Annotated in this window: 21 protein-coding genes; 6 read left to right on the top strand and 15 right to left on the bottom strand. The window is 53.6% G+C overall.

What is annotated here, in order from left to right:
* Positions 1-2: 2 nt before the first annotated feature.
* Positions 3-971, top strand: coding sequence for an arsenic resistance protein (locus FKN99_RS08665; protein WP_172117484.1), 969 nt, complete (start codon positions 3-5; stop codon positions 969-971).
* Here the strand turns inward: FKN99_RS08665 and cfa are convergent.
* The 3 genes from cfa to FKN99_RS08650 form a co-directional block, all read right to left on the bottom strand.
* Positions 968-2,128: a cyclopropane fatty acyl phospholipid synthase gene (gene cfa / locus FKN99_RS08660; protein WP_172117483.1), complete on the bottom strand. Its 1,161-nt coding sequence runs from the start codon at positions 2,126-2,128 to the stop codon at positions 968-970. The genes FKN99_RS08665 and cfa overlap by 4 nt on opposite strands.
* Positions 2,129-2,295: 167 nt before the next feature.
* The gene (locus FKN99_RS08655) at positions 2,296-3,153 is read right to left on the bottom strand and encodes a universal stress protein (protein ID WP_172117482.1); all 858 of its coding nucleotides are present in this window, start codon (positions 3,151-3,153) and stop codon (positions 2,296-2,298) included.
* Between the two features lie 22 nt (positions 3,154-3,175).
* On the bottom strand, positions 3,176-4,666 hold the full coding sequence (locus tag FKN99_RS08650) for a SulP family inorganic anion transporter (protein WP_172117481.1): 1,491 nt from the start codon (positions 4,664-4,666) through the stop codon (positions 3,176-3,178).
* A gap of 522 nt (positions 4,667-5,188) precedes the next feature.
* Between FKN99_RS08650 and FKN99_RS08645 the strand changes: the two genes are divergently transcribed.
* A complete protein-coding gene (locus FKN99_RS08645; protein WP_172117480.1) occupies positions 5,189-6,202 on the top strand; it encodes an isocitrate dehydrogenase in 1,014 nt (337 codons plus the stop codon).
* Between the two features lie 371 nt (positions 6,203-6,573).
* Here the strand turns inward: FKN99_RS08645 and FKN99_RS08640 are convergent, their stop codons facing one another.
* Together FKN99_RS08640 and FKN99_RS08635 are read right to left on the bottom strand one after the other, a co-directional pair.
* The gene (locus FKN99_RS08640) at positions 6,574-7,224 is read right to left on the bottom strand and encodes a peroxiredoxin (RefSeq protein WP_087111990.1); all 651 of its coding nucleotides are present in this window, start codon (positions 7,222-7,224) and stop codon (positions 6,574-6,576) included.
* A 165-nt stretch (positions 7,225-7,389) separates the two neighbouring features.
* Positions 7,390-8,421: a CNNM domain-containing protein gene (locus tag FKN99_RS08635; RefSeq protein WP_172117479.1), complete on the bottom strand. Its 1,032-nt coding sequence runs from the start codon at positions 8,419-8,421 to the stop codon at positions 7,390-7,392.
* A gap of 476 nt (positions 8,422-8,897) precedes the next feature.
* Here FKN99_RS08635 and FKN99_RS08630 point away from each other — a divergent pair, with 476 nt between their 5' ends.
* Positions 8,898-9,035: a hypothetical protein gene (locus FKN99_RS08630; protein ID WP_172117478.1), complete on the top strand. Its 138-nt coding sequence runs from the start codon at positions 8,898-8,900 to the stop codon at positions 9,033-9,035.
* A gap of 99 nt (positions 9,036-9,134) precedes the next feature.
* Here the strand turns inward: FKN99_RS08630 and FKN99_RS08625 are convergent, their stop codons facing one another.
* The 8 genes from FKN99_RS08625 to doeA all read right to left on the bottom strand — a co-directional run bounded on the left by FKN99_RS08625 (position 9,135) and on the right by doeA (position 16,991).
* Positions 9,135-9,602 carry an S-ribosylhomocysteine lyase gene (locus tag FKN99_RS08625; protein ID WP_087111986.1) on the bottom strand — a complete coding sequence of 156 codons (468 nt, stop codon included), beginning with the start codon at positions 9,600-9,602 and terminating at the stop codon, positions 9,135-9,137.
* Between the two features lie 48 nt (positions 9,603-9,650).
* Positions 9,651-9,998 carry a putative quinol monooxygenase gene (locus FKN99_RS08620; protein ID WP_087111984.1) on the bottom strand — a complete coding sequence of 116 codons (348 nt, stop codon included), beginning with the start codon at positions 9,996-9,998 and terminating at the stop codon, positions 9,651-9,653.
* Between the two features lie 46 nt (positions 9,999-10,044).
* Positions 10,045-10,737 carry a haloacid dehalogenase type II gene (locus FKN99_RS08615; RefSeq protein WP_172117477.1) on the bottom strand — a complete coding sequence of 231 codons (693 nt, stop codon included), beginning with the start codon at positions 10,735-10,737 and terminating at the stop codon, positions 10,045-10,047.
* Positions 10,738-10,855: 118 nt separating this feature from the next.
* Positions 10,856-12,289, bottom strand: a complete 1,434-nt coding sequence (locus tag FKN99_RS08610; protein WP_172117476.1) for an aspartate aminotransferase family protein — start codon at positions 12,287-12,289, stop codon at positions 10,856-10,858.
* A gap of 235 nt (positions 12,290-12,524) precedes the next feature.
* Complete coding sequence (locus FKN99_RS08605; RefSeq protein WP_172117475.1) at positions 12,525-14,021, bottom strand: NAD-dependent succinate-semialdehyde dehydrogenase; 1,497 nt, start codon at positions 14,019-14,021, stop codon at positions 12,525-12,527.
* A gap of 220 nt (positions 14,022-14,241) precedes the next feature.
* The gene (locus FKN99_RS08600; RefSeq protein WP_172117474.1) at positions 14,242-14,718 is read right to left on the bottom strand and encodes an Lrp/AsnC family transcriptional regulator; all 477 of its coding nucleotides are present in this window, start codon (positions 14,716-14,718) and stop codon (positions 14,242-14,244) included.
* A gap of 8 nt (positions 14,719-14,726) precedes the next feature.
* Complete coding sequence (doeB, locus tag FKN99_RS08595; protein WP_172117473.1) at positions 14,727-15,743, bottom strand: N(2)-acetyl-L-2,4-diaminobutanoate deacetylase DoeB; 1,017 nt, start codon at positions 15,741-15,743, stop codon at positions 14,727-14,729.
* A gap of 48 nt (positions 15,744-15,791) precedes the next feature.
* A complete protein-coding gene (doeA, locus tag FKN99_RS08590) occupies positions 15,792-16,991 on the bottom strand; it encodes an ectoine hydrolase DoeA (protein WP_172117472.1) in 1,200 nt (399 codons plus the stop codon).
* A gap of 435 nt (positions 16,992-17,426) precedes the next feature.
* Here doeA and FKN99_RS08585 point away from each other — a divergent pair, with 435 nt between their 5' ends.
* The 3 genes from FKN99_RS08585 (at position 17,427) to FKN99_RS08575 (ending at position 20,255) form a co-directional block, all read left to right on the top strand.
* Positions 17,427-18,362: a 2-hydroxyacid dehydrogenase gene (locus FKN99_RS08585; protein WP_172117471.1), complete on the top strand. Its 936-nt coding sequence runs from the start codon at positions 17,427-17,429 to the stop codon at positions 18,360-18,362.
* 255 nt (positions 18,363-18,617) lie between these two features.
* Positions 18,618-19,313, top strand: coding sequence for a hypothetical protein (locus tag FKN99_RS08580; protein WP_172117470.1), 696 nt, complete (start codon positions 18,618-18,620; stop codon positions 19,311-19,313).
* 15 nt (positions 19,314-19,328) lie between these two features.
* Positions 19,329-20,255, top strand: a complete 927-nt coding sequence (locus FKN99_RS08575; protein ID WP_172117469.1) for a lysine exporter LysO family protein — start codon at positions 19,329-19,331, stop codon at positions 20,253-20,255.
* Between the two features lie 194 nt (positions 20,256-20,449).
* On the opposite strand, the gene FKN99_RS08570 is transcribed toward FKN99_RS08575, so the two are convergent.
* Positions 20,450-22,636, bottom strand: a complete 2,187-nt coding sequence (locus FKN99_RS08570) for an OsmC domain/YcaO domain-containing protein (RefSeq protein ID WP_172117468.1) — start codon at positions 22,634-22,636, stop codon at positions 20,450-20,452.
* Between the two features lie 259 nt (positions 22,637-22,895).
* Positions 22,896-23,492, bottom strand: a complete 597-nt coding sequence (locus FKN99_RS08565) for a TetR/AcrR family transcriptional regulator (protein ID WP_172117467.1) — start codon at positions 23,490-23,492, stop codon at positions 22,896-22,898.
* Positions 23,493-23,634 lie beyond the last annotated feature (142 nt).

Genomic DNA, 23,634 nt, shown 5'->3' with positions numbered 1-23,634 from the left:
CAATGCGCGAGCAGATGGAAAAACACCAGTGCTGGATTTACCTGGTCTGCATTGGCCTAGGGCTGGCCTTGGGCGTTGTGTCACCGGCGCTGGCCGATGTGCTGGAGCAGTTACTGTGGCCGCTGTTAGGCCTTTTGATGTACACCACCTTTAGCCAGATTCCTTTGCTTAGCGTGGCGCGCGGCCTTACCGACGGCCGCTTTATGACGGCGCTGCTAGTGGGCAACTTTATCGCCATTCCGGCCTTTCTGGGGCTGGTGGTCGCTTGGCTGCCGCTCTCACCTGCGGTATTGGCCGGCGTCTTGCTGGTACTGCTGGTGCCCTGCACCGACTGGTTTATCAGTTTTACTCACTTGGGCAAGGGAGATGCGCCCCGCGCTGTCGCGGCCGCTCCGCTGCTGCTACTGGTGCAGATGGTCGCTCTACCTATTTATCTCTGGCTCTTTCTGGGATCGGAGTGGTTTCATCTGGCACTCTCCACCTCACTAATCGTTGCCTTTGCGGGCCTTATCCTGTTTCCCTTGGCGCTTGCCGGGCTAACGGAATTTGCTGCTACTCGGCATAGGCGCACCAAGCGCGCCATCTATCACCTGGGCATACTGCCCGTGCCACTGCTTGCCTTTGTGGTCTTTATTATTGCAGCGTCACAGGTCAACCATCTGGGCGGGCTGTATCATGTGATGACTCAGGTCATGTTGATCTTCATGGTTTTTTTAGTGTTTGCGGGCTGGCTGGGTCGTGCGCTGGGCAGGCTGTTCCGTTTGCCAACCGCCAGTGCCCGCACGCTGGCTTTTAGCTTTGGCACACGCAACTCGTTTGTCATGCTGCCCATCGCCTTGGCGCTGCCTGGCGCATGGCAACCCGCAGTCGTAGTGATTATTTTTCAGTCACTGGTAGAGCTTTTTGGAATGATCTTCTATCTACGCTGGGTACCCGGTAAATTGCTGCCTGACCGTGAGCGAGGCAGCTAGCTAACCCGCGCGTATCCTCCCGCTACACCCTGTTTGCTGAACACCAGTTGCCACAGCTGAATCTCACGTGCTCTAAAGGCTCCCGCACAACTCAACAGGTAGTAGCGCCACATACGATAAAACGTTGGATTAAACTGACCTTTAAACTGGGGCCAATTGGCTTCGCTATTGTGATACCAGGCCATCAGCGTTTTATCGTAGTCAGCTCCAAAGTTATGTATATCTTCCACCACAAAAAGCGTTTCAGCCGCATCGGTAATATGGCTTAAGGTAGGCAACTCGCCATTCGGAAAAATGTATTTATCGATCCAGGGGTCGGACATCGTCGTACCAAGGTTTTTGCCAATCGTATGAAGCAAGAAAAGGCCTTCATCCTTTAGGCAGCGACTGACCACTTCCATATAGGCGCGATAGTTTTTACGGCCCACATGTTCGAACATGCCAATACTAACAATACGATCAAATCTTTCAGTTTCATCGCGGTAATCCTGTAAACGGAACTCTACCGGCAAGCCTTTTTTGATCAATCGTTTACCAAAATCCGCCTGCTCTTTGGAGATGGTCAGGCCGACACACTCAACGCCATAATGCTCGGCCGCATAAGCCATAAAGCTCCCCCACCCACAGCCGATATCAAGTACGCGCATACCCGGTGCTAACTGCAGCTTTCGGCAAATTAAGTCCAGCTTCGCCTCTTGTGCTTCATCTAGCGTGCACGCGTCTTTCCAATAACCGCAGGTATACGTCATACGCTGGTCAAGCATGGCCGCATAAAACTCATTGCCAAGATCGTAGTGCTTCTCGCCCACTTCCCAAGCCCGCTTAACGCTTTGTCGGTTTAACAACCGAGTACGCAACGCGTGATAAATCAATTGCGTGGGCTTAATACGTTGATGCAATTGCGCGCGCAGCAAGCGGGTAAAAAATACGTCCAACCGATCGCAGTCCCAGTCCCCCTGCATATAGCTTTCACCTAAGCCCAGATTGCCACGCGCTAGTGCATTTTCGATCACACCAGGCGCTTTAAGCTGCATATCCCAAGGGCGATCGCCGTTGAACTGTATATCAGCCTGGGCCATTAGGCTGGCTGCAAAGCGATGAGAGGAAGAGGTGGGATTAAACGGCTGTGATGTTCGTTCAAGCGTGGGTAGATTCACGTCAGGCTCCTTACGCTACTCAAGAGATGAATAGTTCAAGACACTCTTAAATAAACATAGAAGCTCATTTCAGCATTTGCAGATTTTAATTTTTCCCTTTTTCATTGTTAAAAAGTCGCTCTACTAACCCGTAGCAAAGCGACTTACCGTAGGAACACAAAAGAGACTTAGCGCAAAATAAGAACGGGGATACGGCTGCTACGCAGCATCGCTGTCGTCGTGCTGCCAACCAACAAGTGGCGGATGCGCGAGTGCCCATAAGCGCCCATGACCAAGAGGTCAATGGCGTGCTCTTGTTCGTAGGTTTGCAGCACATCATCTACATTGCCGTTGCGGATAGCGCCTTCTGCCTTGTGGCCTGCTTCACGTAGGGTGCCTAGCGCCCAACCAAGCTCCAGGCGATTCTCTGCATTGTCCGTATCCACCAGTAGTACATGGCACTCGCTGCCTGAAAACAGTGGCGAACGGGCTAGCATTTCCACACCTTTGCGAGCCGTTTTGCTGCCATCATACGCAATCAATACTTTTTCAGGCTGCTTGAACGTGGCGGGCACCATCAAAATAGGGCGATGCATTTCACGCACCACCCGCTCAAGGTTGGAGCCAAGATGCTCGCTGGCTTGATGAGCCGTCTCGCCGCGCTTACCCATCACCAGCAGGCGCATTTCATTTTCAAGCCCGACCAGTGTTTCCACCAAAGTACCGTTCAGTTGGCGAGTAACGGCGTTGCTAACGCCCTCTTCAACGGCGCGCGCTTGGGCTGCTTCCAGCATCAACCTGCCCTGTTCGCGGTTGACCTTGGCACGCTTCTCATCAAGGCCCATCAACTCCTCCAGCAAGCGCTCGCGGGCGCCAAAAAACAGCTGGCCCGAAAGATCCGGCTCGCCTGGCACTTCTGAATGGTTATCGGCCACATGCACAAAGGTTAGCGGCGCGCCCAGCGCAAGGCTTGCCCAAGAAGCGTAATCGCAAACGCCTTGCGAAAACCGGGAACCATCAATTGCGGCAACTACATGTTCCGGCATGCTGCTCTCCTTTATTAGATGCTTAGTGGCCATCCATCAGTTTTTCGACCGCCTTTTGATCATTGTGCATCGCGTAGCGGTCAACCACCGTGGCGCTGGCTTCGCTCATCCCAACCAACACGACGTCAGTGCCTTCACGGCGGAACTTGATAACGACCCGATCAAGTGCCTGTACAGCGGTAACATCCCAGAAGTGCGCGTTGGATACATTGATCGTTACCTTGTCCAGGCTCTCCTTGAAATCAAACGCCGCCATAAAGCGCTCGGAAGAGGCGAAGAAGACCTGCCCAACGACCTGATACTCGCGCTCTCGACCCGTCTCTATCTCAGTAGAGCCGATGTACATGATATTGCCAACTTTATTGGCAAAAAACAGCGCTGCCAGCAGCACGCCAACAAAGACCCCGATCGCCAGGTTATGGGTACTTACGGTCACAGCGACCGTCGCCAACATGACAATATTGGTACTGAGAGGATGCTTTTTAAGATCCCGAATCGACGCCCAGCTAAAGGTGCCTATCGACACCATGATCATGACGGCTACCAGAGCGGCCATGGGAATTTGTGAGACCCAATCGGCTAGAAAAACGACCAACAACAGCAGTACAACGCCCGCAATCAATGTGGATAGCCGCGTACGGCCACCGGATTTAATATTGATCACCGACTGACCAATCATGGCACAACCTGCCATACCACCCAGTAATCCGGCGCCAATATTGGCAATGCCCTGGCCTTTGCACTCGCGGTTTTTATCACTCGATGTGTCGGTCAAATCGTCCACAATGGTCGCTGTCATCATCGATTCCAGCAGACCCACCACACACAGCATCAAGGCGTAAGGCAGAATAATCATCAAGGTTTCAAGGTTAAGCGGGACATTCGGCCACAGGAAAATCGGCAGCGTATCGGGCAGTTCACCCATATCACCCACCGTACGAATATCCATACCGCTCACCATATACACAATGGTTAACACCACGATGCACACCAGTGGCGAGGGTAGCGTTTTACCGATCACCGGCAGATAAGGGAATAAATAGATAATGCCTAAACCGGCCAGGGTCATGACATACACATGCCAAGTGACATCGGTTAACTCAGGTAACTGGGCCATAAAGATCAAAATGGCCAACGCATTCACAAAGCCAGTAACGACCGAACGCGACACAAAGCGCATTAGCTCAGCGAGTTTTAAATACCCTGCAATGATCTGAAACACCCCGGTTAAAAATGTTGCCGCCAGCAAGTACTCAAGGCCATGCTCGCGCACCAGCGTGACCATCAATAGCGCCATGGCGCCAGTGGCCGCAGAGATCATCCCCGGCCGCCCACCGGTAAAGGCGATAATCACCGCAATACAGAACGAGGCATAAAGACCTACTTTCGGGTCGACGCCTGCGATAATCGAGAACGCGATCGCTTCGGGAATCAGCGCCAGCGCGACGACCAGGCCCGAAAGGGTGTCGCCTTTAATATTGGAAAACCACTCATGCTTGCTGAAAAGTGCCATTCAGGGAGTCCATCGTTATTGATTAAACAAGACGCGCTAACTCCGCCGCACAGGGCAGATGTCACGTCATTAAGAACCAGATTGTATGAGTCAGGCTGCAGGATGAAGACGCCAGGAGCGTCAGTAGCCAAATAACGGCAATAGAATGCCGTAACGCCGTGGAAGCGCTTTCGCGCCATGGCGTTTTCTAAAGAGGGAATACCTAGGGTGGAGTCATCAACCTAGTGGTAAGTACTACAGATGTTGCCAATGAACGTTTCATTGCGCAGATGCCTTGCCGAGATATTTTACGAAGTTACCCTGCCACTGAAGGTTAAGCGGCAGAACCGGCGCCGAGTTTACCAGCAACCTACCTCTTCTGCACCCCGGCGCACTTGAGGCCTGGCTGTATACTTAAATAGTCAGCGCAGGATGTGCTTCGGCGTCACCATCGCTACCATGGGCATCAAGCGCATAAGGCGCCATCATTGAACCTGGTCAACATTTCGACCAACGCGTTCCCATCTTCCAGAGGAGTAGCACATGAGCCATTCAATTGCGGTGATTAAAGGCGATGGCATTGGGCCTGAAATTATGGATGCCACCCTGCGCGTGCTCGATGCGCTTGAGTGCGGCTTTGAATACGAGTTTGTGGATGCAGGCCTGTCAGCGCTGGAAAATCATGGAACGTTGATCCCGCAAGCATCGCTTGATGCTATAGAGAAACACGGCATTGCCTTAAAAGGCCCGCTGACCACGCCCATTGGCAAGGGCTTCTCCTCCATTAACGTACAGCTACGCCGTCACTTTGATCTTTATGCCAACGTACGCCCGGCGATCAGCTTTCCTGGCACTCGTTCGCGCTTTGAAGATATCGACATGATCACCGTACGCGAAAATACCGAAGGTGCGTATTTGTCTGACGGCCAGGAGATGATCGACGACGGTAACACCGGCATTTCGGTGATCAAGGTAACCCGTAAAGGCTCCGAGCGTATTGTGCGTTATGCGTTTGAGCTGGCCAAAAGCAGTGGCCGGAAAAAGGTCACTGCAGTGCATAAAGCCAATATTATCAAGACCAGCTCTGGGCTGTTTTTGGATGTGGCGCGTGAGATCGCAAGCGAATATCCCGACATTGAGTTTCAAGAGATGATTGTCGATAACGCCTGCATGCAGCTGGTGATGAACCCGCATCAGTTTGATGTAGTGGTTACCACGAACCTGTTTGGCGATATTCTCTCAGACCTGTGTGCAGGCCTGGTGGGCGGGCTGGGCTTGGCACCTGGCGCTAATATTGGTGAAAGAGCGGCGATTTTTGAAGCGGTACACGGCTCAGCCCCTGACATTGCGGGTAAAAAGCTCGCCAATCCCTGCGCTCTATTGTTGGCTGCCGCACAGCTGCTTGATCATTTGGGCATGGCAGTCAAAGGCGAAACTATCCGTCACGGCATTCGCTCGGTGTTAGAAACCCGCCGTGACATGGTCACGCCCGATATGGGCGGCACAGGCAACACCGATACCTTTGCACAAGCGCTGGTTGAGTACATCCACGCCTAAATATTCGGCTTGAATACGTTTCGTTAGCTATCTGCGCCCTTTCATCAAGGGCGCTTTTGGTTACGAGCCCTGCTTGCTCACTGCCAGCAAACCAGCAATCGCACAGCGTATTGAAGAGGGCGAAACGACCTAAACCACTTACACCGCGTTATGCGTTATGCGTTATGCGTTATGCGTGATACAGACCAGGCCGCCCAAACCATCGCGAAAGCTCAGCGGCTAACCAAAGCCTTAAACTAACAGACCAAGCGTAACAACGACGCTTAAACAACGTGTGTTAGCAACATCGTCATGGGTTATCAGGCGCCATTAAAAAAGCCCCAAGGCGTTAATAACCCTGGGGCTTTAGTAAGAACGCTATGACTGCGCGCTTATTTTAGCGATGTTTTACGCAGGTAAGGCAGCACCGCGTCAAACTCACCAAATTTTTGCTTGGCATCGTCATCTGAAACGCTTGGCGGAATAATAACATCCTGGCCAACTGTCCAATCAGCGGGAGTCGCCACACCGTGCTTAACGGTTGCCTGCAGGGCATCCAGAGCACGTAGAATTTCAGCGAAATTACGCCCTACCGTCATGGGATAGGTCATGGATAGCTTTAGCTGCTTATCCGGCCCAATGATAAACACCGAGCGTACCGTGGCGCTGTCGGCTGGCGTACGGCCATCCGGCAGATAGGCATCTTCGGGCAGCATATCAAACAGTTTGGAAACCTTAAGGCCTTCATCGGCGATGATCGGAAAATCAACGTCGCTGCCGCTATACCGGGTGATATCGTCGGCCCAGCGTTTGTGATCCTCAACGCCATCAACCGACACACCAATCACTTTAGTACCGCGCTTTTTCCACTCGGCGCTTAGCGTGGCTACAGCACCAAACTCCGTGGTGCAAACCGGCGTAAAGTCCTTGGGGTGTGAAAATAAAATAGCCCAGCTATCACCAATCCACTCGTGGAACTGGATAGGCCCTTGGCTAGTTTGTGCTTCAAAATCGGGAACGACCGCATTAATACGTAATGACATTGTGCCTCCTTCGCGGGTGATTACTGCTTTTAATACCTTAAACCACCTTTAAGCAATCCACTATAGAACATTTAGTGCTAAGAAAGCGAATATTCACCCGTGCTATTGGCTGACGTTCAAAGGTCAGCTCCCGTCACTTTTGAAGTACCCTTTCGCACGGCTAGCCTAAGCGCTAGCCTTGGGGTCTTTATGCTTTACACGTGTCAGCCAGCGCTGCTTGGCGTGATGCCTTAAATTAGCCACGCTGTCAGTCTCATCAATGATGTCCTGACCCAGGATGGTTTCAATAATATCTTCAAGCGTAATCAGGCCTACAAAGGTGCCATGCTCGTCATACACAACGCGCATGTGCAGATGGTCCTTGAGCATTGAAGCAAAAACCTGCTCTACATTGTGCGCAATATCGACACTGCCAATGGGGTGCATAAGCTCGCGCATGGTCTTGGCGTCATCGGCGTGATACATATCGGATTTATGCACATAGCCAAAGGCCATTTCACCGTTATCCATAACGGGAAAGCGCGTAAAGGATGTCTTCCCGTACTGCTGATCAAATGTTTTGACGTCCATATTAGGGGGCACTGTCACGCATACCGTTCTTGGCGTCATAGCCTGGCTTACGGCAATGTCATGCAAGTTAAGCATATTGATGATGGTGCGCGACTCGTCGGCATCCAACACCTTTTCCTCAAGCCCTACGCGCGCCAGCACTTTGATCTCATCACGTAGATCAACATCATGCTCTGACGTACCCAGCCGACGCGTAATCTGCTCCGACATCCAGATAAAGGGCAGTAACCCCACTATCATCGGCTTTAGTAAACGCGGCAAAAGTGGTGCCAGCCCGCGCCAATAAGTGGCGCCAATCGTCTTGGGGATAATTTCAGACAGCACCAGAATCAGCATTGTCATGACAGCAGACACAATGGCGATGGAGGCTTCGCCGAATACCACTGCCGCTTGCGCGCCCACTGCCGTTGCACCAACGGTATGCGCAATTGTATTAAGCGTCAGTATCGCCGCCAAGGGCCGGTCAATGCTGGTCTTAAGCTGATTAAGCGAGGCATGCAGCTTGGGTTTCTCTTCTTTTAGCCTGGCAATATAGCTGGGCGTAATAGAGAGTAAAGCCGCTTCAAGAATAGAACACAAAAAAGACAGTGCGATGGAAAGCGTGGCAATCGTGATGAGAAGGAACATGAGAACCTGAGGTGGTGAGTATAAGTGTTTATAGGAGCAATCTAGATGTCTGTCAATAGACCTCTGTACGCCTTTTTAGGCATGGATAGCGCTCCCTGCTGGCTCAATTTCCTCCTCTCTATAGCTGGTACTTGTCATCTTCGTTACGCAGTTAGACGGTATAAAGGGTAAGCATCACCGCATGTTTTGTGATGAACTGGAAGTCAGCAGCGCCGAACATCAACAGCTTTGGCACTCATTAGCGGCAAGGGGATAGCCGTCAGGGACATTTTTGTCGCGTACGTGCGAACGAAGAAGTCTGGTTAGAGGCGACGTATGTGCCTATACGAAATTTTCGAAGCCATGTGACGTAAATCCTGAAAGTAGCGAATGATGCCACCCAGCATCATCAAGAATCTCAACGGCAAAAGGCCGTGGCTAAAGGCGCTCAATGACTCAATGGCCGTCATACCCTTCAAGGGGAAATACTCAAAGCCATGCAACAGGTCATTCAACAAAGCAAAGCCGGGCAATCCAGGGTTAGCGAAATTGATGCGATTGTGAACAAGATTCTCCACGACGCTCAGGACGTCGCCCGCTCTATCGAGCAATTGGCCGCTGATACGCGGTTATAAGAAACGCCCAAACAAAAACGCCTCCGTGAAGAAGGCGTTCTTGTTTTCTCTGCAGCGGCGTCAAACGAACGGTCTTAAAAACGGTTTGAAAAGGCCGTTTTATGCAAACACTTCCGTCCATTCGCCACGCTTGGCAAGCAGGTCACGGGCGAGCTTCTGGGCGCCTTCCAGGCTGTGGCTCGCGGCCCAGCCGCACTGCATTTCGTTACAGGCAGGCACTTCAGTGGCCACCAGAACGTCGTTCAGCGTTTGCTCAATGATGGTTAACACGTCGTCGTAGTTATCGTGATTGATCATCGCGATATAAAAGCCGGTTTGGCAGCCCATCGGGCTGATATCGACCACTTTATCGGTATGATTACGCGATAGTTCAGCCATCAAGTGCTCAAGAGAATGCAGCGCAGGCATCTCCATGTGCTCTTTGTTCGGCTGGCAGATACGCAGATCATATTTATGAATCTGGTCGCCGTTCTGGCCCTGCTTGATATCAGCAAGACGTACATAAGGCGCTTTAACCTTGGTATGGTCCAGGTTAAAGCTTTCAACGTTCATTTTCTTTTCGGTCATGTTTGCTCCGTGCTTATCGGTGTCGTGGACCCATTCTACACGCTGGGGTTATACCTTGGGGGCATCAAAATTCCACGGTTCATCGGTATACACGCATACGTTGGCATCTTCGATATCGCCATCCGGTGATTCAACGTGCTTGGCAAAGAAGTCCTGGATCTCTTTACGCTGACAATGTGCTTCAAACTCTTCACGGCTCGCCCAGATTTCATGGAATACAATCGGATAGCTGGTGCCTTGAGCGAAGGGATTATCGATCTGGCGGGTCACCGTGTAGTGAATGCAGGCATCTTCCCGGTGTGTGTTTGGCTCCAGCGACTGAAGCGCTTTGAACACCGCTTCTTCTTTGCCTGGTTTGGGTTTGAAGCCAGCAATACAGTAAATTTTCTCTGACATGATCGCGTCCTGATATATGAATCGTACGTCATTATGCGGCTTGTTCTTATCGGTTAACAACCTGGCGAATAATACGCTCGGCCAAGGCCTCCAGGTCAGGCACCGTCATATCAGGTTCAATGCCCCAGGGATCAAAGGGCGCATCGGAATGACGCCGCACCCAGGCACTTCGCAGCCCGGCATGGGTTGCACCAATCACATCAAAGGCGTTGCTTGAAATTAACCAGGTATGCTCAGGGCGCGCTTCCAGCTGTGAGCGAAGATAGCTATATACCGCCGGGTCTGGCTTAAAGCGCTTGATATCATCCACGCTGATCACCGCATCCATGTGGTTTTCTACACCGGCACGTACCAGTAACTGAGTTACCGCCTCCGTCGTGCCATTGGAAAACGCCACACAACGAATGCCCGCATCACGCAACTGATCAAGCGCATCCACCACATCCGGGAAGGCTGGAAGCTCTGCATATACATCCATGAGGTGGTCGTGGTCATTGTCAGAAAGACCTGCTTGCAGCGCGCGGCTGGTAAACACCAGAGCTTCTCTCGTGCATTCTGAAAAAGGCACATAAGCGCCCATTAAGGCATGACGAAAGCTGTACTCAAGCTGCTTTTCCCGCCAGCGCTTGGCAAATTCTTCAGCGCTGGAGGCATCGTTAAGTCGCCGTTCGAGTTCCGCCGTAACGCCTTGGGTATCAATCAGCGTGCCATATACATCGAAAGCCAATACCGGTTGCATAGCCACTCCTAATGTATCCGTTCACCGTCACTGTATTTAGTAGCATAGCTTCCCACCCCAAAAACAAAAACGCCGCTGCATAAGTAAGCAGCGGCGTTACCAGATCAGCGTCTTTTCATTAAATCGTCAACGCAGCTTCCTGATGGCCCGCTTTTAAATCGCCTGAGCGGGTAAGTTCATCGGTTACCCGGTCAATGGCGCGCTTGGCACGGCCAATCACGTCATCAACTTCTGCGCGGTTAATGGTCAGCGGAGGCGCAAAACCTAAAATGTCGCCTTGGGGCATGGCGCGAGCAATCAGGTTCTCTTCCATGGCGGCGGCGGCCACTCGCGGTCCCACTTTGAGGGCGGGGTCAAAGTGCAGGCGCTGCTTGGCATCCGGTGAGAACTCAAGCGCGGCCATTAAGCCAACACCGCGTACATCCCCCAAGAGCGGATGGCCTTCAAACGTGGCCTTAAGCTGCGCCTGGAAGTAGGCACCGGTTTCAGCCGCGTTGCCCACCAGGTTTTCACGCTCGATGATATCCAGGTTGGCAATACCGGCGGCACAGCCCAGCGCGTGGCCAGAGTAGGTCCAACCGTGACCGATTGGGCCAAACTCACCCGTGCCCTGCTCAAGCACTTGCCATACTTTTTCACCCACAATCACGCCAGAAAGCGGCTGATAGGCGCTGGTCAGGCCTTTGGCAATCGTGACCAGGTCCGGCTTCATGTTGTAGTGGTGGCTACCAAAATCAGACCCGGTACGTCCAAAGCCACATACCACTTCATCGGCAATCAACAGTACATCGTACTTGGCCAATACCGCCTGAATCGCGTCCCAGTAACCTTCGGGCGGCGGTACGATACCGCCTGTGCCCAATACCGGCTCGCCGATAAACGCCGCCACCGTATCCGGGCCTTCTTCGAGGATCATCGCTTCCAGCTTGTCGGCACAGAAGGAGGAAAACTCAAGCTCCGTCATGCCATGCTGCTCGGCGGCACGCAGGTAGTAGTGCGGCGCTTCAGTATGCCGAATGGTATCAATCGGCAGGTCAAAGTGGTCATGAAACGCCTTAAGACCGGTCAAGGAACCAGAAGCAATGCCCGAACCATGGTAGCCGCGCATACGCGAGATGACTTTTTTCTTCTGCGGGCGGCCGAGTACGTTGTTGTAGTAACGCACAATTTTCAGCTGGGTTTCATTAGCGTCACTGCCCGACATGCCGTAGTAGACCTTGGACATGTTCATGCCAGCGATTTTCAGAATACGCTCGGAAAGCGTGATCTGCGGCTCGTTCGAGTGGCCGACATAGGTGTGGTAGTAAGAGAGCTCCATCGCCTGCTTGTAAATGGCTTCAGCAATTTCCGTGCGACCATAACCGATATTAACGCAGTAAAGTCCGGCAAAGCCGTCGATAAATTCGCGGCCATCCTTATCCACGATATTAATGCCTTTACCACCGGTAATCACACGGCCCGGCGCATCGCCATGGGCGAAGTCACGCAGATGGGTAGAGGCGTGAAAAGTGACTTTGCGGTCGCGTTCGATCAGATCCTGATGTTGGCTCATAACGTTCTCTCTGTACGATAAACCTCCCCGATCAGCGGGAAGGAATTTGAAATATTGCGGGCTTCACGGCTGGTTAGTCACACGCGAACACGCTGTAAACCCATCCCTGGGCGCTCGGCTTTTTCACTGACCGCCATGGATGGCGGGAATGCCGAAACTGAATGGAGCATGTTTCGGCCCTGAAAAAGACGGTTCGCTTAGTGCCTAACTAGCCTCTACTGCGAAACTATCTACTCTAGCTCCCTGATACAGAACCCAGCGCGCCTAAGCAGTAATACTTGGTTTCGAGATACTCGTCGATACCGGTGGCGCCGCCCTCACGGCCAAGGCCAGACTGCTTCACGCCGCCAAAGGGTACCGGTGGGCCGGTCATCTTGACGGAATTTACACTGACCATGCCGTACTCCAGCGCACGCATCAGCTTCCAGATCCGGCGAATATCATGGGTATACACATAGGCCGCCAAGCCATACTCAGTATCATTGGCAAGCTCAATAACTTCTTCGTCGCTCGAATAAGCGGTAATCCCGGCCACGGGGGCAAAGTTCTCTTCCCGCCAGACTTTCATTTGTGGCGTTACGCCTGTTAATAGCACCGGCATAAAGAAGTTTTCGCCCGGCGCTTGGTTCTGGTCTCCCATCACCAGCGTGGCGCCCCGAGAAATCGCGTCATCGACAATCGAGGCGGCCTTCTCTACGGCCTGGCGGTGAATCAGCGGGCCAAGATCGATCTCGCCCTGCAAACCATTGCCGACGGTTAATGCCGCCATGCGCTCGGTAAACTGTTCAACAAAGGCGTCATGAATGGATTCGTGCACCAGAATCCGGTTGGCCGCCAAACAGTCCTGCCCCGCCGTTTGAAACTTGGCGTCTACCGCCGCGTAAGCCGCCTCTTTGGGGTCCATATCCGGCCCAACGATAAACGGCGCATTACCGCCCAACTCCAGTGAAAGGCGCTTAACGGTTCCCGCACTTTGCTCCATTAACAGGCGGCCAACGCGGGTGGAGCCGGTAAACGATAGCGCCCGGATGCGTGGCTCGCTGCACAGTATTTTAGAAACCTCGGCAGGCTCACCCAAGACAACGTTAAAGATACCGTCCGGTATGCCTGCCCGCTCGGCTAATTCTGCCAGCGCCAGCGCTGAAAAAGGCGTTTCATTGGCCGGTTTCACAATCACCGGGCAGCCAGCAGCCAGCGCGGCCGCCGCTTTACGGGTAATCATTGCCAGCGGAAAATTCCACGGCGTAATCATCGCGGCAATACCAACAGGCTCTTTAATAGTGCCCAGCGAGGCATTAGGAATATGGCTGGGGATCGTTTCCCCGTAAGTGCGCTTACCCTCTTCCGCAAACCAGCGCACGAAACTTGCTCCGTACTCTACTTCGCCCCGCGCATCGGGCAGCGGTTTTCCCTGCTCCAGGGTCATGATGGTCGCCAGGTCTTCGCGGTTGGCCTGAATCAAATCGTACCAGGCCAGCAAGCGCTCGCAGCGTTCATCGACACGCAGTGCGCGCCAGTGAACAAAGGCTGCCTCAGCGGCATCCACCGCCGCGGTAATCTGCTCGGCTTCAAGCAGAGGGATATGCCCGATCGCTTCGTTGGTTGCTGGGTCATACACCGCTTCTTCACGGCCACCTTCCCCATGCGTCCACTTGCCATTCACATAAGCGTACTGGCGAAACAGGCGCGGATCTTCTAGCCGTTTAACCAGCGTGGTCGATAGTGTGGTCATGGGCCCCTCCCCTGGTTGAAGCCATTAACCGGCGACAAACCGTTGCACGTTGACGATTGAAAAGACCGGCTTTTGGTCGATCCTTTCGATGTGCCTAGCGTAAGGGAGAAGACGCACGAAGTGTTTTTGAAAACCAGGGCTTATCGTGCGACTTTTTTTGTCTATGGACGTTTAGCAGCGTGTTTTTTTGGAGGGAACGCGTGAGGGCCAAGAAACGCCGTTAAAGAACGTTGTCAACATCAATACCAATCGGCTGACGCTTAACCGTTTTGGTCACGATATAGGTGAAGTAACGCTCAATGCCCGCCTCAGAAACCAGCCATTTATCCATGAGCCGCTGGTAGCTATCAATCGTGCGAGCTTCAAACTTCACCAGATAATCAACCCCACCGCCGACGGCGACACATTCGGTGACCTCTGGCGTATCCATGACCAAAGCTTCAAAGCGCGCAAAGCTTGCGGCGTTGTGGGCTGTAAGCTCAATTTGCACCCACACAGGGTTGCGCGGCACCAGTACATCGGCATTGATGCGTGCGGTATAGCCCTGAATGATCCCGGCTTTTTCCAGGCGTTTAACCCGCTCCCAGCAGGGGCTGACCGAGAGGTTAATCGCCTCGGCCAGTTTGGACTTGGTGATCCGCCCATCACGGGAAAGGATATCGAGAATTTTAAGATCAAAACGGTCGAGTTTTATCATGCCTTGGGCTATGCCTCCAGGCGGTCGACGACATCGGCAATCACCGCAATGGTGTCCCCCATATTGACCAGGGCCGGGGCGCGCCGGGCCATCAAAATGCCATCGCGTTCGGCGCGGTAGGCAACCGGCTCGCTACCGGTACGGGTCATATCGTATACGTAAGCCAACACCTGCCCTTTGGTCACGGCATCGCCCAGCGCCACGCAAAGCTCAAGTATGCCGGAGTGCTGACTCTGTACGTAGCAGCTGGCGTCTGGCATATCGAGATAGACCTGGCCGCCTTGCGGCATATCCACCTCGCCCTCTAGCAGGCCGTAATGGATCAGAAAGTTACGTACGCCGCGCTCGGTAATCGCCATACTTTGTGGCGTGGAGGTGCCACCACCGCCAAGCTCTGTGGCCACAAACACCTTGCCCTGGCGCTCACAGGCAGTATCGAAGAGTTTTTCGGCATCCAGCTCAAACATCACCATGGCGTAAGGCGCACCAAACGCTTTGGCGCCTTCCAGCGCGGCCTGTTGCTGAGCTTTATCATCCAGCACATGAGAAGCACCAAACGGCAGAATATCCAGCGTGCGGCCACCGGAGTGTAGATCCAGTACCACATCGCTCATGGGCACCAAAACGCGGGTAAAGTAGTCGGCAATTTGCAGCGTTACGCTGCCGTTGGGGTCACCGGGGAAACTGCGGTTAAGATTGCCCTTATCCATCGGTGATGTCCGCTTACCGGCCATAACGGCGGGCGTATTCATGCACGGCACAATAATCACCCGCCCACTGACGTCCTCTGCAGTGAGCGCATTGGCAAGCTTGAGCAGCGAAGTAATCCCCTCGTATTCATCGCCATGGTTGCCACCGGTTAATAGCGCTGTGGGGCCTTCGCCATTTTTCACCACGGTAACCGGGATCATTACCGCCCCCCAGGCCGAGATATCGGTGGAGATGGGCAGCTTTAAAAAACCGTGCTGCACGCCGTCAGCATCAAAGTCGACAGTTGCGGAAATCGGGCTTGGTCGCAGGGTCATAACGACTCCTTAATCAGTTATAACGGCTTATTCTTTAACGACTTATCATCATTTAACAAATAACTGCCGTGGAAAGTTGGCCAGCGTCTCGCAGCCTGTTTCAGTAATCAGGATGCTTTCGGTAATTTCCAGCCCCCAATCCTCCACCCAAAGCCCAGGCATAAAATGAAAGGTCATACCGGGCTGCAGGATGGTCTCATCCGAAGGACGCAAACTCATGGTGCGCTCGCCCCAGTCCGGTGGATACGAAATACCGATAGGGTAACCGCAGCGTGCACCACCGCGGTCAAAACCGTATTTATCCATCGCCGCACCCAGCGCCATGGCGATATCCGCCGTTCTATTTCCCGGCTTAGCAACGTCCAGGCCGTTTTCGATACCTTCCAGAAGGGCTGATTCAGCGCGAATAAAGTCGGTCGGCGGTCGTCCCAGAAATACGGTGCGCGACATGGGCGCGTGATAGCGCTTGAATACTCCGGCAATCTCAAAGAACGTGCCCTCGCCTTCACGAAACGGCGTATCGTCCCAGGTCAAATGTGGAGCAGCGGCATCTTTACCGGTTGGCAGCATGGGGACAATGGCAGGGTAATCGCCGCCATACACTTTCCCATTTTCATCGAAAAAGCCTTCTATCCCCACCCGGTAAATTTCCGAGACCAGCTTACTCTTGGGAAGCCCTGGCTCGATGACTTCCAGAATACGCGAGTGCATGCCTTCAACAATCTTGCCGGCAATGCGCATATAGGCAATTTCCTGAGGCGACTTGATTGCCCGGCACCAGTTCACCAGCGCATTGGCGTCGATAAAGCGCGCGTGGGGCAGCTCGCGTAGCAGACTCTGGTAGGCTTTGGCGGTGAAATAGTAGTTATCCATCTCCATACCCACTACGCCGGTATGCCAGCCGCGATCAGGCAAGATCGACTGCGCCAGATAATCCATCGGGTGCATATCCGGATTTTGAACGTAGTAATCCGGATAATAAGTAATATTAACTGGGTCAATCCAACAGGTGCGCAGCGCGCCGTTAGCGTCCATACGACGCCCAAACCATACCGGCTCGCCTTCCAGGCCAACCAGTACACATTGGTGGACGTAGAATGACCAGCCGTCGTAGCCGGTCAGCCATGCCATATTCGACGGATCACTGACGATCAATACATCAATGCCGCGGCCGGCCATTTCAGCACGCACCTTCCACAAGCGCTGTGCATACTCTTCACGCGTGAAGGGCAGGGAAACCTGAGTCATCGGGCAACTCACCATCAAAGATCACCAAGAACCGGTGCGCGTTTTTTACGCCAAGCAACGGGGCACAAGGGCGACCAGGCTACCGCCATGGAAGGCTTGCCAATGTCGTCTTAGCCCGATACTAGCACCACCCCGTGGTTGCGGGTCAAAGCCTTTATTTAACTCATGTTGCCGGCTCTCTTAACCGGCTACGCAAAAGCCTCAGCACCGCGCGCTCACCGGGGCCAATCAGCGGCTCATTTTCAAGTTTGTTTTCAACCAACTGCCGAAAATGCGCCAACGTACGGCCACCCCGGTAGCTCTCCACCACACGGAGATCAATGTAGGCCTAACGCTTCGTTCTATCGTGACGCGTTATGACTTGCAGCGTGCAGACAACCTCCCCATGATAAATAAATAGAGTGAGAGACACCCATTCACCACGCAGGAGCCGAAATGAAAATTGTTGTGCACACCGATGATGCCACTCAATGGCGCGACGCCCTTTCCGAAGCGCTTCCTAACGCAACGGTCGTGACCAGCGACGCTCCCGAAGAGGCACGACAAGATGCTGACTATCTTGCGGTATGGAAAGCCCCTGCGTATCTCTTGAAAGAGCAGACTCGGCTTAAAGGCATCATCAACCTGGGCGCAGGAGTAGATTACTTACTCGGCACGCCAGGGCTGCCCGCCAATATTCCCATCGTGAAGCTGCGCGATGCGGGCATGAGCGAGCCAATGGCCGACTACGTACTTTATGGCGTCTTACATTTTTACCGCAGTATGGACCGTTACACCGCTCAGCAAGCCAACGCTGAATGGCAGCCGCAACGCTTGGTAGATAAAGCTGATTGGCCAGTAGGTATACTCGGCCTGGGCGCTATCGGGTCGCAGGTTGCCAGCGCCTTGCAGCAAGCGGGATTTCCGGTGCTGGGCTGGAGTCGTTCACCCAAAGCCATCACAGGTGTACAGTGCCTACATGGTGATGAAGGACTGGACGAGCTTCTTGGCCAAGTGCAAAGCGTGGTTACTATCCTGCCCGACACTCCCGCCACACGGAGTATTCTTAACGCCGAACGGCTCGCCAAACTGCCCAAGGGCGCCAGCGTGATCAACCCAGGCCGAGGCAGCTTGATTGATGAACAGGCGCTTCTTGAGGCACTGGGTGATAACGCTACTCCAGGCCACTTGCGCGGCGCGTTATTGGATGTTTTTTGTGAAGAGCCGCTGCCCGCTAAAAGCCCCTTATGGCAGCACCCCCGCGTCATCGTCACCCCCCACATGGCAGCGCCCACCCCGGTGAACGATGCGATTGACCAGGTCATTGCCTACCTGCATGCCTTTGAGGCGGGTGAAGACCTGCCTACGGTTAACCCCACACAAGGATACTAAGTCCGTTAAAACCAGCATGGGCGCCTCTGCCTACACGCAGCGGGAGGCGCTTCTTTCATAGTGATACACCGACCGCATCACGTGCGCATCAAATGTTAAGATACCCACTAAAGGCGCTCGAAATATATGCCAGGCCATGGAAATGCATGACAGATATGCAAGCAGGCCTTTGAACCCAAGACGGCTCAGCTTATTGGGTTTATTTGCAAACAGCGCTAGCTAGCAGGGACCGCTTGCTCATTAAGGAGAATCAGGATGCGACTCGCCCGTTTAAATGTTGTATCGGCTTGTATACTACTGGGCACCGCTTGGCTATTACTCAGCGCTGTACCGGTCAATGCAAGCGAAGAAGCCGCCAGCAATCTTGCAGACATAGTGCCATTTAAAGCGCAATACCGGCTGGAAACCCGCAACTGGCCCAGTGCAACGATTACCCATACGCTCAGCCAGGAAGGCCAGCATTGGCTAAGCGATATGCGCTTTTCATTGGCCATAGTCAGCGGCCAGGAGTACAGCCGCTTTTCAGTGGGTGAGGACGCCGTCCGTTCACTGCTTTTTAGCAGCAGCTACTCGCTTCTTGGCGTAGGCGACAGCTACCGGTTAACCGATAGCGATATTGCGGCGCTTGATCGTCAAGCCGCGCTGGTTGATCTCTCTCGGCGTGCAGGCCATGAAACATGTACACAAAGCGCACCCTGTGATCTCGATTTTGTTGACCACCGCGGCCGAGATGAGCACCTCCAGTACTACGCCATACCAGGCACGCACATCGTCAACGTGCCCGCTGGTGAGTTTGAGATACAGCAGGTCATTTTGACGGATATCGAAAAGCCCGACCGCCATCTGGAAATCAACTTTCACCCAGACTGGCCCGGCCTGATTGTCTCGGCGGAGTATCAAAAAGAGGGTCGCCGCCAAACCCGCATTAGGCTTACTCAATTTAACCCTTAAGGCGCCACACCCTACATGCTGTCTGGATTATTGATTGTTCTTCTGCCTCTGATAGTGGGCTATTTATTACGCATTCGCTCTCCTTACCTCCAGCAATTGATCAACCGTGCCGTTAGCGGCTCGGTTTATCTTATTTTGCTCTTCATGGGGGTAAGTCTTGCCGGGCTTGAAAATCTAACCAGCCAGCTTTCGCGGCTGGGGGGCAATGCATTGCTGCTGTTTAGTATTACCACGGCGTTTAACCTGGCCGCTTTATGGTGGCTGTCTCGCCAGGTAGCCCTACAAACGGGGGATTCACCTGTCGTTAAAAACGCACCGACCAGTAAGCTGGCCGCCATGCAAGGCTCGTTACTCTTGCTGGCCGTGGTGGTGGTCGGCGTTATTACAGGCCTGCTGCTGGGCCCAAGGCTAGGTGATACGCTTTTTACCGCCTCAGACCTGTTAGCTGAATGGGTGCTTTACGCGTTGCTAGTACTGATCGGCTGTCAGCTACGCAACTCCGGCATGCCGCTTAAGCAAATTCTGCTCAACCGGTTGGGGCTTGCTATTGCGATAACGCTGGCCGTTAGCTCGCTACTAGCGGGATTGGCTGCCGCCCCCTTGCTCTCGCTTAGCTGGAATGAAGGACTCGCCATGGCGTCTGGCTTCGGCTGGTATTCGCTTTCAGCCATTTTAATTGGTGACCAGCTAGGGCCGCTAATGGGCGGCGTGGCATTTTTTAACGACCTTTCCCGGGAACTCCTGGCGTTTATTTTGATTCCGCTAGTGATCCACCGCCACACCGCCCTTGCCATTGGCTACGGCGGTGCCACGTCAATGGACTTTACTCTACCTGTGATTCAACAGCACGGCGGCGTCGCCTGCGTGCCCATCGCGGTGGTTAGCGGGTTTATTCTTTCGCTGCTCTCGCCCCCTTTGATTCTGTTTTTTCTCTCGCTTTGACGCTTCATTGCACGCTACAAAAACGCTGTGAGCTACCCCCCACAGCGTTTTAAAACTACTCCCGTTTAATACGTGCTGTAGCTCTCCAGCTTGCTGTTTAGGTGCATACGAACGTTAGCGCTGCGGTCATCAAGGGAGTGCTGAATGCCATCGGTGTCATGCATTTCCATTGAACAAGTGAAAACGGGAGGCGATTAAGCGCCCGCTTTTGCCGCCCGCGCGGCGTGAAGTTTCTTGTAGCTTTCAATCAAACGTTGATGACGCTCCAAACCATCAAGCTGCATGTTGGTGGGCGTCAGACCGTAAAAGCGCGCGCTGCCTTCCACCGAGCCGACAACCGCCGCCATGGTCTCTTCGCCAAACATGCGCTGGAAGTTAGGCAGGTAGTCGTCGATTTCAAGCTCGTCGTCCAGGGCAATTTCCAGCGCCGCGTTCATCGCCTGGTAGAAGAGACCACGTTCAACGGTGTTGTCGTTGTACTGCAGCAGCATCTGCACGCAATCAAGTGCTTCTTCATGACGGCCAAGCGCCAAGTAGACCAGAAGCTTAAGCTCCAGAATGGTGAGCTGGCCCCATACCGTGTTTTCATCAAACTCAATGCCGATCAGGGTGGTGATATCGACGTGATCATCCATCTGGCTCTCTTCGAGGCGCTCGACCAAATCGGTGAGCTGGTCATCCTCTAATTGATGCAGATTGAGAATATCCTCACGGTAATCAAGTGCCTTGTTGGTGTTATCCCAGATCAAGTCTTCAATCGGATACACCTCAGAGTAGCCCGGCACCAGAATACGGCACACCGGCGCACCGAGATCCTCATGGACCGCCATGTATACCTCCGCCCCCAACTCCTCGAAGATACCAAATAGCGTTTCGGCCTCTTCTTCATTGGTGCCGGAGAAATCCCACTCGCTGAACTCAAAATCCGCCTTGGCACTGAAGAAGCGCCAGGAAACCACACCAAAGGAGTCGATAAAGTGTTCAACAAAGTTGTTGGGCTCGGACACGGTCTGCGAGTTGAACGTTGGCAGCGGCAGGTCGTTCAGGCCTTCAAAGCTGCGACCCTGTAAAAGCTCGGTCAGGCTGCGCTCTATCGCCACTTCAAAGCTTGGGTGGGCGCCGAAGGAGGCGAACACGCCGCCGGTGCGCGGATTCATCAAGGTCACGCACATCACCGGGAACTGACCGCCCATGGAGGCGTCCTTTACCAGCACAGGGAAGCCCTGAGCCTCAAGCGCCTTAATGCCTTCAACAATATTTGGGTACTTCGCCAGCACATCTTGCGGTACATCTGGCAGGGTCATTTCCTGCTCCAGAATTTCTCGTTTGACCGCTCGCTCGAAAATTTCTGACAGGCACTGCACCTGAGCTTCCACCAGCGTGTTGCCCGCGCTCATGCCGTTGCTCAAGAACAGGTTTTCGATCAGGTTGGAGGGGAAGTAGATCGTCTCGCCATCCGACTGACGCACAAAGGGCAGCGAGACAATGCCGCGCGCCTCATTGCCGGAGTTGGTGTCAATCAGATTCGAGCCGCACAGCTCGCCTTCCGGGTTGTAGATCGCCAGGCAGTGCTCATCGAGAATTTCAGTGGGCAGCTCATCGTTGGGCCCGGGCTTAAACCACTTCTCATTGGGGTAGTGCACGAAGTCGCTATTGGCGATTTCTTCACCGAAGAATTGGTCGTTGTAGAAGAAATTGCAGCTCAAGCGCTCAATAAACTCGCCCAGCGCCGAGCACAGTGCGCTCTCTTTGGTGGCACCTTTGCCGTTGGTAAAGCACATGGGCGAGGCCGCATCGCGAATATGCAGCGACCAGACATGAGGCACGATATTACGCCAGGAGGCGATCTCGATCTTCATGCCAAGATCAGCCAGCAGCGCGCTTATATTGGCGATGGTATCTTCAAGGGGTAAATCCTTTCCCTCGATATAGGTGCGCTCGCTGCCTTCCGGGGCACCCATCAACAGCGCCTGGGAATCCTCATCGATATTCTCGACGGTTTCGACCTGAAACTCGGGGCCGGTTTGAACGACCTTCTTGACCGTGCAGCGATCAATCGAGCGCAGAATGCCCTGGCGATCTTTCTCGGAAATATCTTCGGGAAGCTCGACCTGAATCTTGAAGATCTGCTTATAGCGGTCTTCGGGGTCGACGATATTGTTCTGCGAGAGGCGGATGTTTTCGGTAGGGATATCCCGCGCGTTGCAGTACACCTTCACAAAGTAGGCGGCACACATGGCGGATGACGCCAGGAAGTAGTCAAACGGGCCAGGCGCCGAGCCGTCGCCCTTATAGCGAATCGGCTGGTCTGAAATAACGGTGAAGTCGTCGAACTTGGCCTCGAGGCGGAGGTTATCGAGATAGTTGACTTTGATTTCCATGAGCGGGCATCCAGAGCAATGAGTGTGCCTGGGCGGTTGAAAACAGAGCCCTCGGCGAATTGCCACCCATTATCCAGTTTTTGACCCGCTTCGTCTTGGTAAGTCTCGTTAAGCGCTTATTCAGCACTGAGCAGAAACGCCCATGCTTCGCATAGCAGCACCTCAGGGAAGGCTTTAGCAACATAGTGGCCGCGAGGCAGCGCTTTGCCTTCCACTCATGCCACTCGCTTAGTGCATCAAAGCAGGGGCGTTTGAAGGGTTAATCAGTCACTGGCGACGTCAGCACCTGCTCGAACAGCAGCTTTTCAAACACTTCCATAGGCGCGTCTGACTTCAGCGTCTTGGCACGCAAAATTGCCCCTTCCCAGCCTGAAAGAATAAAGCTTGCCAACTGATGCGGGTCCAGTGCTTGAGTGAGAGCCCCCTGGGCCTGGGCTGCCTGCAGGCAGTGAGCAAAGCGTGCTTCCCAACGCAGGAACGCGTGATTAAGCGCCTCGCGAAAGCGAACACTCTGCCCCGCCATCTCCTGACCTAAATTGCCAATCAAGCAACCGGCCGCATGGTCGCGCTCGCTCATGTAAGCGCGGCTGGTGGCAAAGTAGCGCTTCAGGCGGTCAAGAGGGGGTGTCATCGGATCTTCAAGCAGAGCGACCAGACTAGCATCATAGTCGTTGGCAAACCGCTCAATCACCGCCAGGCCAAAATCTTCCTTACTGGAAAAGTAATGGTAAAACGACCCCTTGGGCACGCCGCAGGCGTTAAGTACGGCATTGATGCCCGTTGCGTTATACCCTTGTTGGGTAATCAGCTCAGCACCAGTATCAATTAACTTATCGCGGGTGGCGGTGTTTTTCATACGCTTGCACAAGACTCATCGGCCGGGCGGTATTTATGAGAAATAGGTGTCGTGATAAGTCGCAGGTGTTTAGGTTAGCGAAGAGTTGCACGCTATTTTCATAATGCTTACCTAATCTCTGCGAGCCAGTGCGTGATGCTAG

The sequence above is a fragment of the Halomonas hibernica genome (assembly GCF_013183775.1).
Classification (GTDB): Bacteria; Pseudomonadota; Gammaproteobacteria; order Pseudomonadales; family Halomonadaceae; genus Vreelandella; species Vreelandella citrativorans.
The sequence above is the reverse complement of the archived record's forward strand: the minus strand, read 5'-3'. Positions and strand labels throughout refer to the sequence as shown.